Consider the following 12999-nt stretch of genomic DNA (forward strand, 5'->3'; position numbering starts at 1 on the left):
TTGAAGCTGTAGTAACTAACAGTAAAGATTTGAATAGAAAGATGTAATGCCAGTCCTATAGCTCAGTTGGTTAGAGCGCTACACTGATAATGTAGAGGTCGGCAGTTCAAATCTGCCTGGGACTACAACACAAATAGAAAGATGAAATGAATAAGATAAGAGCTATAAATCAAACGGTTTATAGCTCTTTTTCGTTTCAAAGACCTACCGCAAAATATTTCAAAGAACATTCCCTTTTCTACATAGATAATCAGCCCTAAACTTTATTGGATATTTTTAGTATTATATTTAATTGTTAATCGCTGTCCCTCTAGGAATATAGTAAGTAGATAGTCTTCATCAGAAATAGGGTCTATAGCTGTTTGTTTCTCTACGATTTTTCTATTCAGATTATGTTGTTCTAAGAAAGCCTTATCTTGCCCAATCTGATAGAGTAGTTGCTTACGTTTTTTCTTGTCCAAAGTCTCTTTCCAGAATCCATGTGGGCGATTATTAAAGCAGCTATAATAATCAGCTCTTAGTTCTTCGAATAGATCAATACCTCTTGACTCAATGAAAGCATTCAAGTAACGGAATAAGTCTTCGAGTTGATATCCTCGGTGAGGATAATTATTTTGCTCATAGAAATGCGCTATTTCATCGAATAGTTCGAAATATCTGCCTCTGTATTGATTCTCAATCAAACTATTCATTGTCAGCTGAAAGCGACCGCTATTCCAAAACTTCTCTAATGCATGTTCTGCTTTATGTATACGATCCAATTCTTTACGAGTGATATCATTGTTGCATATAATCTCATAAGGTGCTTGTTCATCATACTTATATCCGTATTTATCTGCGAATCGTCTCAAATTAGTGCCTCTGAGCATTTTCAAGAATCCAAGTTGAACTTCTTTAGCTCGAAGCGCGAAAACGTCGTTAAACGACTTCGCAAAGCGATCAAATGTCTCGTAAGGAAGACCGGCAATTAAATCGAGATGCAGATCAATTTTACCACCGTCCATCAGCTTCTGTACATTCGAATATAGCAGCGGAAAATCCTGCTTACGCTTTACAGCCAAATTTGTTGGCTCATAAGTAGATTGTATACCAACTTCGAATCGAAAGTAATTCTTCGGCAGATTTTTGTTCAGATAGTCGATCATTTCATCTGTAAGCAAGTCTGCGTATATCTCAAATTGACAGCTCAGATTCGGTCTGTGATTCACAATTAGATAGTCGAAAACATTCGTCGTATGGTTTTTATTCAGATTGAATGTTCGGTCAAGGAATTTGATTTGTTTGGCTCCGTTTTTGATCAGGTATCCCAGATTCTCAGTAATATACTCATTTGGGAAATACCTGACTCCTTTCTCTAACGACGAAAGACAATACTGACATTGATACGGGCAACCGCGTGATGATTCAAAATAAACCATTCGGTTCTTCAGATTCTCTTTATCTTCTTCCAACTGATACGGCGAATCGAGCTTCGACAAAGCTACTATATTAGCTTGTGCAATCTTACGGCTAATGAAATTGCGAGACGAAACTCCGTCGATCTCGGTAGATGTGTCATTCTCGATCGCTTGAATCAGATCTCCCAGAACAAACTCGCCTTCACCACTGATAACGTAATCTATCCTCCAGTTATCGATAAAGAAATCGGGTTCGTAACTTACTTCCGGGCCACCTACTATGACGATGAGTTCAGGTCGTTGCTCTTTCAGTTTGTCGATTAATTCTTTGGTATGATTGACGTTCCAGATAGAAACACTTATACCCAATATGTCGCAATCGGTAGCTAAAAGTTCATCCACTATTGTCGGAATCTTCTCTTTGATTGTGTATTCACGAAACGAAATGTCGAATCGATCTTTATTAGCTACGTATAACCATCTAAGAGCCAGGGAAGTATGTATATACTTGGCGTTGAGCGTTGTTAGAACCGTTTTCATTCTGAATCTGTCTGTTGATCATGCAAAGTTAGTATAAAAGACGGTCTTTCGGAAAAAGTAACACTTTACTACAGATTTTATTTGTTCTGAATTCGTGACTCTTGATGAATTTTTTGATAGAAGCGAGCCAAAGTCATTGCTTCCTCGCTATTACGAGGGGTAATCATTCCTCCTTTTTTGATTTTGTTAGTTGCCTCAAGACTTGGATTTCTCTCAGATTTCCTAGTCTTAGCATTTTGAATCAGATTATTGAGAGAAGTGATACTCGGTTCCCGTTGTTTGGTTTTTACAACTTTCTTTTTTAATATCATCTCCGAATCGTCATACGAAGAAGGTTCGTAAGTATATGTAGTTTCTTCAACAGTGTAACCTGCTATCCGTTCGCGAAGAGTTTGTCTGGCCAAAGCTAGCAATTCGTCATAAGCACGATCGCGTGCTTCTTCGACAGCTTGAGCAAATTCTGGCTTAGTTTTTATCCACTCATAAAATGTCTTACGATTAATTCCAACCGAATTGCAAACATCAGTTACCGACATATCATTCTCCAATAATTCCGAAATTATCTCTACAAGTTTTTTGCTGTATTTTGCCATAGTTTTTTTTGTATAGATAATTTTTTTGTTTTCTCTTTAAACTATTTGTGCCTCTTTGCGTTATATATGTAAATTATTTTAGTCATTCTGTAATTGTTTTTTCTGAGATTAGGACGTTATCTTATTGGGATATTCTGCTCCTTTATCAATTTAAAATTGATATTTAGATTTTCAGATGTTATTATAAGTTATTAATTCTGGATATGAATAATAAACATACTTTGTTACTTGTAGTGTTGTATTTTTTTCTAGTTCTTCCAATAATGCAAACTAATGCTCAGGTGACAATAGGTAGCCTGCAAGAGCCTAATAGAGGAGCAATCTTAGATTTGAAAGAAGAAGGTTCTACCATCCGAGGTTTAGGAATGCCTCGTGTTATGCTCAAAGATTTGAATAAACTGACAATGGGAGATAATGTCATAGAGAATGAAAACATGGCATGGGAAAAACATACTGGGCTTTTAGTCTATAACATGAATGGATGTATTGACAAAAGTGGCGAAGGCCTTTATGTCTGGAAAGGTGATAAATGGGAAAGTTTATCTAACCAGAATCAATACGAAAGAGATGCGCTTTATCAGCCGAACACTTATATGGTTGCTCCTGGAACCACTAAAGTTCAGATACCCGTTGAAAAAGCTTTTCGTATATGGGAATATTTCGGGAGTGCTGACGGTGAAAATAGATTGCCTTCCGAATCGGTGACAGGTATTTTGACTCCGGTGCTTTACTGGCAGGATGCTGTGATTGTACCATCTTCCGGCTCACTGAGCATTAGTTCGAATGATCGCAAAGGGATAATTACAGTAAATTTGGCTGGGGGTACAGTAAAAGGTAATGCAGTTATTGGATTACAAGACAGCAGCGGCACAATCCGTTGGAGTTGGCATATCTGGGTTACAGATGATCCGACGAAAGCTGGTCTTGATGGTGGTGGATATACATGGATGGATCGTAATCTTGGTGCAACAACTACCGATCCGGCAGATGTAGCTATAAAGGGCTTGTTATATCAATGGGGACGAAAAGATCCTTTTCCTGCATCTCAGGGATGGAGTAATGATGATTTAATATTACAAAGTACTCATGGTGAAGTAGCTGCTGCTATTGACAAGTCTAAGACTAATGATAATACGACTCAGATAAATTTCAAAAATAGCATAGCATACCCTTTGAGTTTTATAAAGAAAACTTCTACCACTTCTGGCGATTGGTACAATCCATCCGTGGAAAATGATGGCCGTTGGAATGAGCGTTGGGGTAGGACCGATAATGGTTGTTTTCATAAAAGCCCATTGGACCCTTGTCCCAAAGGCTGGAAAGTGCCTACGCATGACTATAATCAGAATATGGAAGCAATTAAAGATGAGAATCCATGGAAAGAATTAATAAATGGGGCCGTAGAAATAAGTGTAGGGAATAATGCACGACAATGGGAAAATTTTGGTATATATCCTTTTGCTGGGAATCGGAATTATAGTACCGGAAATCTGTCGAGTAATGTTGGCTACGTATGGTCTGCCTCCGTTGCTTCAGGAGTAAAATCTTATACATTTTACATCAATAGGACTACAGCTAAGCAAATTAGCGAATTAGATAAGGCTTGGGGGCTATCTGTACGCTGTGTAAAAGAGTAGCCTAATAAATTTTTGTTTAACAAAATAGCATAGAATCTCACTAGAAACTCTATGCTATTCGAATTGCAAATACTGTTTTACTATTTGTCCTCGTCAAAGATACTTCCGTAACGATGATATTCGTTCGTAATACTTTGTTCTTTCAGATAATGAAGTAATTCTAAACGTCCTTCTACTGTAGGAGTTTCCGAGGCAATATGTTTACCAAGTTCGGCAGCTTTTTTGTATATATCGTCAGAAATAAGATTTGAACAAACTCTTATGCGTTCGAATGTATGCATCTTATCGATGAATTGTTGCTCGCTTTCGCTGACAAGGTTTATTCCGCCCAAAGCGCTTAATACTTTATCCTTACTGTCGTTCGGGTCTATACTGATGACTAGTGGAGTTGGAGTTTCTTTGCAAGCCATGATAACAAGTAATACATTTGCCAGACAATCCGATTCCGTTATTCTGAATCCTACGGATTTCAAAGGACGATAACGGAAGAAATTACTTTCACCATAAAGTTGGCATACGTCTCGTGTTTGAGAGAATTCTTCGATCCACCATCTGCGGTAACTTTCCGAAGCATAGTTTAATCGTAGTTTCTCTGCCTCTTCCTGAACTAGAGCATTGAATGCTGAAACTGATTTGGTTGCAGGTGTATTCGGATTTTCTTCAAATTCGACAAAGCTAGATACATAGTTTGGTCCACCGGCTTTCAGTCCACCGCCAAAAGCAGAAAGTTTCATCCCGCCAAAAGGCTGGCGACGTACGATTGCACCGGTTATTCCACGATTGATGTACAAGTTACCTGCTTCTATCTGATCTGTCCAAAGAGCTTGCTCGCTCTCATCAAGACTCTGCAATCCTGAAGTCAATCCGTATGCCGATTTATTTGCAAATTCGATACCTTGCTCCAGATTATCTATACAAACCACTGATAGTAATGGTGCAAAGAGTTCATTTTCGAACGTAAAGCTTCCAGGTCGCACACCCCATTTTATTGTAGGCTTCAATATATACTTCTTAGCATCTGCAAATTCAGGAGCTACAAGCCACTCTTCGCCCGGTTCGAGATGAGTGATGGCATGCATCAATTTTTCGTTGGTATTGTCAATCATCGGGCCAACGAAGTTCATTGTATCCCAGGTACTTCCGGTGCGCAGACTAATTGCTGCATCACGTAATTTAGCTTTGAAATGCGGATCATTGTAAGTTTTTCTGTCGACCAATAACAACGAACAAGCCGAACATTTTTGTCCTGCATTGCCAAATGCAGAAGCAACGACATTCAATATTGCATGATCCTGGTCGCCATTGCTTGTCAGAATAATTGCATTTTTACCCCCCGTTTCAGCACTTAGTGGTTTACGAGGATTTTTTTCGAGTAGACGGAATGCTGTATCTGTTCCTCCCGTGAGAATAATGTGTTTTATTGATGGGTGAGATGTCAGATAATCGAGCGATTTGCGTTCAGCTGTACAGACTATCTGCAGCGCATCTTTCGGAACTCCTGCTTCCCAGAAGCATTTGACAAATTCCCAAGCAATAGGATAGGCAACTGTAGCAGGTTTCAGTATGACCGAATTACCTCCTGCCAGAGCTGATGCCACACCTCCTACCGGAATAGCCAATGGAAAGTTCCAAGGTGGAATGACCATGATGATACCTTTTGGTTTGTATGAAACAGTCTCCAGATTCTCAAATTCGTTCATACTAATAGGATAGAATCTGCAGAAATCGATAGCTTCCGATACTTCAACATCTCCTTCGGTAAATGTTTTACCCGTAATAGCAGCCATGCAGCCTATCAGATCACCTCGCTTGTTGGCTAGGTTTTCTGCGACCTGATGCAGAATTCTATTTCTTTCAGCCAAAGGAGTTTTTCTCCATCCTGACTTGTCAGTCTCAGCTATGCTGACCATTTCTTCAACTTGATCTTGTGTAGCCAGATTGACTTCGCAGAAACAAACTTCATCGTTGCGACTGCGGTCGTAGTACCTTTTTGTGTGTTCCGACGTAGTCTCCTTATCTCCGATTTGAACCGGAATCTTAAAATTATCTTTGTTGACCTCTGTCGACCATTTCTCCAATGCTTTCAGTGCCCATTCTCTGTTTACCGGAAGATCAAGATCCGTATCGGGTTCGTTCTGGAATGTATTGATATCTTCTACTTTGGCTGCTGGTTTAGTTCTATCTTGCGTGCGAGTAGCATGAGCTTTCATACTATCTTTCAGTTGATAAGCTTCGTTAAACTGATTTACCAGATATTTCCATTCCTGAGAGTCGAGTTTCAGGCTGAAAGAGTAACGAAGGAAGTTTTCTTTTCCCGTATTTTCATCCAGACGACGTACTAGATACGAAACTGCATTCAAGAAATTTTCTTTCTTCACAACCGGTGTGTATAGTATAATTTGCTTGTTCAATTTGCGAACTACACGAGGCAAATGGTTTGCCATACCTTCCAGCATCTCGAAGGTTACGCAGTCGGCAACACCGTTTTGTTCCGAAAGGAGATAAGCATATCCCAGTGAAAAGAAATTGTGCGAAGCCACACCTACATGCAACGCTTTGGCATTTTCGGGTTGCAGAGCGATATCCAGAAGATGCAAATAGTTGGCATCAACTTGTACTTTCGTAGGAAGAACCGGATTTGCCCAGCCTTTGAGCGACGATATGATACTTTCCATCTGCAGATTTGCTCCTTTAACGAGTCGCATCTTCAATGGTGCACCACCTTCGGTATAACGTTTCTTCGCGAAATTGAGTAATCTCTCTTGGAATAAACCGGCATCAGCCAAATAAGCCTGAATAACGATACCTGCTGTATAGTCTTTGAATTCGGGACGACTGAGTACCTCTTCGAATACGTCTAATGTCAAATGAGCATCTTTGTATTCTTCCATATCCAGATTGACAAACTTTGGAGCAATAACTCCCTGATTGTCAGTGTACGGATATTTGATTGCCTGACGATAGATGTTTGCTACCAATTCGCATAACTCTTTTTTGTTCTGCTCGTAGCTTAAGGACTTTATCTGTGCATAAATACCAGATAATTTGATCGAAATATAGTTTATATCCGGCTCTTTCAGGGCTTCCAGATAATGTTCGTAGCGGTTTTTTGCTTCCTGGTCGCCAAGTACAACTTCGCCCAGAAGGTTTACATTCTGACCTATATTGGCTTGCTTTCTAGCTGCCAGATGGCGGGTAAGTGCAGGCCTTTCTTCCGAAATAATTATTTTATCGGTTTCTTGTCTTAATCTATTCTTGAAAAGAGGTATCGAGATGCCGTCAAACAAGTAGCCTATTCCGGTGAATAGTTTCAGCTGGAATTGATCGAACGAGCTGAAAAAGTCTGGTACACCGTAAATACTGATAAAATGTTTCATGCGCAATGCCAGTTTTTTCGAATCGCGAATTTGTGAAGACTCGTCAAGCATTTTACATAAAAGTATTTTGTTGTTGGGGTTGCGAATAAGGGATGCAAATTTCTTTTGTTCCTTAACTTCCTCAGGGCTTAGTTCTTGTTCGGCCTTAATCAAAAAATCCTTGGCCCAATCTATAATCTGGCTTTCTGTAATTCTAGTCATAGTACTACTCGTTTTAAGGTCGTTTTAATTTTGTGAAACTTTTCCTAAGATAATGTTTTTTTTAATTCTTATGTGTTAAAATGACAAAAAAGTATTGCTGCTGAGAAGATTAGAAGAATGTTTGCCTGAGCGGTTTTTTAAGAAAAAAGTGTTAGCTTTGTACTATATTTCGCTATTAATTGCAGAATATCGACTATTCATGAAAAAATATAGAAACCTAATATTTTACCTGACTACCATTGGGGTTTTCTTTATATTGATTTTCTTGACGTTAGATGCAGGTAAAACCAATCTAGAGATTCCTTCGGCTCAGACTATTCTTACAGATTCGGTTGAAGGTTCAGCTTGGTCTGTCTTTCTTTATAATCTGCTGGATAGTATAGCTACACCTACCATCGTATTGTTAGGGCAGCTGATTGTAATATTGATTGTTGTTAAATTGTTCGGATGGTTGTGTAAATTAATTGGCCAGACAGCTGTAATTGGCGAAATTTTCGCCGGTGTGGTATTAGGCCCTTCATTCTTAGGTCATTATTTTCCCCAAATATCCGAATTTTTATTCCCCGTTAGCTCATTAGGTAACATAGGCTTACTCAGTCAGATAGGTCTTGTGCTGTTTATGTTTATTGTAGGTATGGAGCTGGATCTGAAAACGGTTAAGAATCGTGCAGAGAATGCTGTTATTATCAGCCATGCCAGTATCATATTTCCCTTCAGTTTAGGTATATTCTTAGCCTATTTTTTGTACGAGGAATTTACACATGCTCATGTCAATTTTCTTTCGTTTGCCTTATTTATGGGGATTGCCATGAGTATCACAGCCTTTCCCGTATTGGCCCGTATTATTCAGGAACGAGGGATAAATAAACAGCCAATTGGTCCCGTTGTTGTCACATGTGCAGCAATAGATGATATAACAGCATGGTGTCTGCTGGCAGCAGTGATTGCTATTGTGAAAGCAGGATCATTGGCTAGCTCTGTGTTTGTTATCCTTGCTGCCGTGATGTATGTTATAGTGATGTTCAAGGTTGTACGTCCTGTTCTGAAGCGGGTTGTAAACTCGCATCATTCGCGCAGGAATATCTCTAAACCCGTAGCTGCAACGTTTTTTATAGTACTCTTCATTTCGTCATATATCACCGAATTGATTGGTATTCATGCATTATTTGGTGCATTTATGGCCGGAGTGATGATGCCTACCGATGTTAAATTCAGAAATCTCCTGATTGAAAAGATCGAGTATGTATCATTAATAGTTTTACTTCCTTTATTCTTCGTTTACACAGGACTTAGAACCGAGATTGGTCTACTCAATACGACTCATCTGTGGATCGTTTGTGGAATGATAACGCTAGTTGCCGTAGTAGGTAAATTCTGTGGTAGTGCATTTGCTGCTCGTTTTGTCGGGTTGAGCTGGAAAGATAGCTGTGTGATAGGTACTCTGATGAATACCAGAGGGTTGATGGAACTTGTAGTTCTGAATATCGGATTGGATTTAGGGATTCTTAGTCCTGAAATATTTGCAATGATGGTCATTATGGCTCTGGCTACAACGTTTATGACATCGCCAAGTCTGAGCTTTATCAATAAGATATTCCGTAAAGAGATTAAAGCTGAAGAAAATACAAGTAAGAAATTTCGTGTTTTGGTACCCTTTGCCAGTCCCGAGACTGGTAAACGCTTGCTGCGTATTGCCGACTTCATATCGAAGCGTAGACCTGCCGATTCAGAAGTAACCATGTTGCATGCTACCGAAGGGAGCTTTCTTCATCAATATAATGTAGAGGACGAAGAGGATGCTGTTTTTGCTCCAATTCTTTCGGAAGCAAAGCGAATAGGCAAAGATATTAATGCAGTATACGATATATCGAACGATTCTCAGAAACGAATAATTCGTGTTGCTAATAAAGAAGAATACGACTTTGTGCTGATCGGAAGCCGTGGAGGTGTTCAGCCCGAAGGAGAAGATAATCTACTAGGACACTTTGTCGAGATTTCCCGTTCATTCAAAGAATCATTCAGAAAGCTACTTGCTAAGTTTATAGGTGGTCAGCGGGCAGTTTCTCCATTCGAAGATAGAACTCGTCTGATCCTTTCGAAAGTAGATGCTCCTATAGGAATATTCATTGACAGAGGATTTGTTGATATACAAAAAGTATTAGTTCCGGTTTTGGATGAAGACGATACTTTCGTCGGAAGCTTTATGGAAGGATTGGCCAAAGGTGCACGTATTACGCTTTGGGATCATATACAGTTGTCTGATAACTCGATAGACTTTGTTCGATCGGTAAAAGAGCTTAAGAAAACAAACCAGTATCTGTTCCAGCAGTGGAATAATCACATCCTTGTTGACGAGGGTATTGTACGTCAGTTCGATTTGGTTATTATCAGTCTTGAAAGCTGGAAATTACTTCGTGAAAAGCGTCCTGAATTGGTTCAGGCTATGCCTTCTACGTTGATTCTGTCTACGCCTTAAAGATTGTAAATTAATTGGCGATGATGTGATAAACTTCTTTGATGTAGAAAAAGAGTAATACAAAGCATACAGCTAATTTCATAAAAGTTCCGGCTACGAAACCAAGGAATGCGCCGAAACCTGCTTTTATTGCAGATGCAAAGTCTTTATTGTTGAGTAGTTCTCCGATTACAGCACCTACGAAAGGAAATATGATAATGCCAAAAGGAGGGAAAAAGAACATTCCTGCTACAATCCCGATTGTACTTCCCCAAGCTCCGTATTTACTACCTCCGAATTTCTTTGTGCCCCATATCGGGACGAAATAGTCTAGTATTTGAATGGCTATTATCACAATTGCCCATCCTACGAGAAAGGTTGTCGAGTATTCCGATAAAGAAGTGAAATGCACAAGCAATATTCCTACATAGCTGAGTGGAGGTCCGGGCAAGGCAGGGACAATGCTGCCGACTATCCCTGCAAGAATGCATATACCCGCTATGATGATTAGAATGATATCAAGAGTCATAGTGTAGTTGTTCTGTTAGATTAGTTATTGAATCTCAGAGCTTCGCCTCTTAGCTCATTCACTGTTCCGTTTTCGAATGCTATCTGGCCGTTAAGGAAGGTTTTTTCGATCGAGCTCGAAACTGTTTCTCCTTCAAGTGGCGACCATGCACATTTATACAGAATATTGTCTTTTGTAATAGTGTATGGCTTGTTTGTGTCTACCAATACTAAATCGGCATAATAGCCTTCGCGGATATATCCGCGTTTGTCGATACGGAATAGAGTTGCCGGAGCGTGGCTCATTTTATTGACAACTTGTTCAATCGAAATCTTGCCTTGTTTCACGAATTCGATCATCATCTGCAATGAATGCTGAACCAATGGACCTCCCGATGCAGCTTTCAGGGCGCTGCCTTGTTTTTCTTCCCAAAGGTGTGGTGCATGATCTGTTGCAATAACATCCAATCTGCCATTTAACAACCCCTCCATCAGAGCTTCGCTGTCTTGTTTGGTTTTCACAGCCGGATTCCATTTGATACGAGTTCCGTATTTTGCATAATCGGCATCATTGAACCATAAATGATGAACACATACTTCGCCGGTGATTTTCTTATCAGCTAAAGGTGTTGTGTCGAAGATACCTACTTCACGAGCAGTTGATAAGTGAAGAATGTGTAAGCGCGATCCGTATTTAGAAGCCAGCTCGGCAGCTTCGCTTGACGATTGATAACAAGCTTCGGCATCACGAATCAGAGGATGGCATTCGATTGGAATATCTTCTCCGTATTTAGCTTTATATATTTCCAGATTTCGGCGGATAACTTCTTCTTTTTCGCAGTGAGTTGCAATCAGCATCGGCACTTCTGCAAAAATAGCTTGAAGTACTTTTTTGTCGTCAACCAACATATTTCCGGTTGATGAGCCCATAAATACTTTTACGCCGCAAACATCTTTTGGATTTACTTTCAACAACTCTTTTATGTTGTCGTTCGTAGCTCCCAAGTAGAAAGAGTAGTTAGCGTATGATTTCTCAGCTCCAAGTTCGAATTTCTGATCCAGTTCTTCTATGCTTGTTGTCTGAGGTTTAGTGTTTGGCATCTCCATGAACGAGGTTACTCCTCCGGCAATGGCTGCACGGCTTTCGCTTGCTATATCGCCTTTGTGTGTCAGTCCCGGTTCACGGAAATGGACTTGATCATCAATTACTCCAGGTAGTAGATGCAAGCCTGATGCATCGATTACTTTTGCACGATTAAGTATTTCTTCGGGAACATTACCTTCGTATATTTTGCTGATGGTTTTGCCTTCTATCAAGACCGATCCTTCGAATTTTCGACCTTCGTTTACTATTGTAGCTCTATGTATTAGTATCATTGTAATAATTGTTTAATTGTTTCTATTCGTTCTTCCATCGGCATTTCATAATCTATCCAATGAATATGCAGTCCGCGTTTTTTCATCCCTCTGAACCACGTCATCTGTCGTTTGGCAAATTGATGAATTGCTATTTCAAGCTGAGAGAACATTTCGTCATACGACAGTTCGCCAAGAATGTGCAAGGTAAGAAATTTATATTCTAATCCGTAATAGATCAAATCATCAGGATGAACGCCTTTGTCGATAATATTGCGTACTTCGTCTATCATTCCTTCGTCCAAACGGGTTTTTAGCCTTTTGGATATACGTGCCCGACGCAATTCACGGTCAATATCAATTCCGATAATGAGACTATTGATCGGGGGGAATTCCTGACTTTCGGCAGGATGCTGTTTCGTGTATTCGGCGATTTCGATAGCACGGATTGCTCGTTGGGCAGTATCAACATCGGTCTTGTTATGCAGATCCTTATATGCCGCAAGTATTGCTGTAAGCTCTTCGAGCGAAGTATTTTCGTAGCGTTTTCTGAGCTCTTTATTTTCGGGAACGTTTATCAGCGAATAGCCTTTAAGAACGGATTCCATGTATAATCCCGATCCTCCGCAAAGAATCGGCGTCTTACCTCTTCCGATGATATCGGTATAAGCAGCATGAAAATCCAGCTGATATTCGAAGATGTTGTATTTATCTCCCGCATCGCGGATATCAATCAGATGATATGGAATATCTTTTCCGTTGACGGTATAATCTGCCAGATCTTTTCCGGTTCCCAGATCCATCGAACGATATACTTGTCTCGAATCGCCGCTGATTATTTCAGCATCGATTTCGTAGGCCAGCTTGCAGGCCATATCGGTTTTACCGGAAGCCGTAGGACCTAAAACAGTGATGAGGTCGTATTTATACATAGTG

The 12999-nt window shown here is 39.9% G+C and carries 8 protein-coding genes and 1 tRNA gene; 3 read left to right on the forward strand and 6 right to left on the reverse strand.

Annotated features, from left to right (window positions below; genetic code table 11):
* Positions 1-51 precede the first annotated feature (51 nt).
* Positions 52-125: transfer RNA gene (locus C1A06_RS10095), tRNA-Ile, on the forward strand.
* 138 nt (positions 126-263) lie between these two features.
* Here the strand turns inward: C1A06_RS10095 and C1A06_RS10100 are convergent.
* On the reverse strand, positions 264-1937 hold the full coding sequence (locus tag C1A06_RS10100) for a B12-binding domain-containing radical SAM protein (RefSeq protein WP_101690147.1): 1674 nt from the start codon (positions 1935-1937) through the stop codon (positions 264-266).
* Positions 1938-2014: 77 nt separating this feature from the next.
* Positions 2015-2530 (reverse strand): transposase, encoded by a 516-nt coding sequence (locus C1A06_RS10105; RefSeq protein ID WP_101690148.1) that lies wholly within the window; start codon positions 2528-2530, stop codon positions 2015-2017.
* Between the two features lie 263 nt (positions 2531-2793).
* Between C1A06_RS10105 and C1A06_RS10110 the strand changes: the two genes are divergently transcribed.
* Complete coding sequence (locus C1A06_RS10110) at positions 2794-4167, forward strand: phage tail-like protein (protein ID WP_159461402.1); 1374 nt, start codon at positions 2794-2796, stop codon at positions 4165-4167.
* Between the two features lie 80 nt (positions 4168-4247).
* Here the strand turns inward: C1A06_RS10110 and C1A06_RS10115 are convergent, their stop codons facing one another.
* On the reverse strand, positions 4248-7745 hold the full coding sequence (locus C1A06_RS10115) for a bifunctional proline dehydrogenase/L-glutamate gamma-semialdehyde dehydrogenase (protein ID WP_101690150.1): 3498 nt from the start codon (positions 7743-7745) through the stop codon (positions 4248-4250).
* A 199-nt stretch (positions 7746-7944) separates the two neighbouring features.
* On the opposite strand from C1A06_RS10115, the gene C1A06_RS10120 reads away from it, so the two are divergent.
* On the forward strand, positions 7945-10221 hold the full coding sequence (locus tag C1A06_RS10120; protein WP_101690151.1) for a cation:proton antiporter domain-containing protein: 2277 nt from the start codon (positions 7945-7947) through the stop codon (positions 10219-10221).
* A 10-nt stretch (positions 10222-10231) separates the two neighbouring features.
* Here C1A06_RS10120 and C1A06_RS10125 read toward each other — a convergent pair whose 3' ends face one another.
* Genes C1A06_RS10125 through miaA form a run of 3 tightly spaced genes read right to left on the reverse strand, consistent with a single transcriptional unit; the run spans position 10232 to position 12995 of the window.
* Positions 10232-10729, reverse strand: coding sequence for a DUF456 domain-containing protein (locus tag C1A06_RS10125; protein ID WP_101690152.1), 498 nt, complete (start codon positions 10727-10729; stop codon positions 10232-10234).
* 20 nt (positions 10730-10749) lie between these two features.
* The gene (locus tag C1A06_RS10130) at positions 10750-12090 is read right to left on the reverse strand and encodes a dihydroorotase (protein WP_370738368.1); all 1341 of its coding nucleotides are present in this window, start codon (positions 12088-12090) and stop codon (positions 10750-10752) included.
* Complete coding sequence (miaA, locus tag C1A06_RS10135) at positions 12081-12995, reverse strand: tRNA (adenosine(37)-N6)-dimethylallyltransferase MiaA (RefSeq protein ID WP_101690154.1); 915 nt, start codon at positions 12993-12995, stop codon at positions 12081-12083. Before miaA ends, C1A06_RS10130 begins: the two co-directional genes overlap by 10 nt.
* Positions 12996-12999 lie beyond the last annotated feature (4 nt).

Source organism: Dysgonomonas massiliensis, assembly GCF_900240225.1.
Classification (GTDB): Bacteria; Bacteroidota; Bacteroidia; order Bacteroidales; family Dysgonomonadaceae; genus Dysgonomonas; species Dysgonomonas massiliensis.

Excerpts from the sequence above, each read along its gene's own strand:
- C1A06_RS10105 (WP_101690148.1), bottom strand. The coding sequence starts at position 2,530 with ATGGCAAAATACAGCAAAAAACTTGTAGAGATAATTTCGGAATTATTG.
- C1A06_RS10110 (WP_159461402.1), top strand. The coding sequence starts at position 2,794 with ATGCAAACTAATGCTCAGGTGACAATAGGTAGCCTGCAAGAGCCTAAT.
- C1A06_RS10100 (WP_101690147.1), bottom strand. The coding sequence starts at position 1,937 with ATGAAAACGGTTCTAACAACGCTCAACGCCAAGTATATACATACTTCC.
- C1A06_RS10115 (WP_101690150.1), bottom strand. The coding sequence starts at position 7,745 with ATGACTAGAATTACAGAAAGCCAGATTATAGATTGGGCCAAGGATTTT.
- C1A06_RS10125 (WP_101690152.1), bottom strand. The coding sequence starts at position 10,729 with ATGACTCTTGATATCATTCTAATCATCATAGCGGGTATATGCATTCTT.
- miaA (WP_101690154.1), bottom strand. The coding sequence starts at position 12,995 with ATGTATAAATACGACCTCATCACTGTTTTAGGTCCTACGGCTTCCGGT.
- C1A06_RS10120 (WP_101690151.1), top strand. The coding sequence starts at position 7,945 with ATGAAAAAATATAGAAACCTAATATTTTACCTGACTACCATTGGGGTT.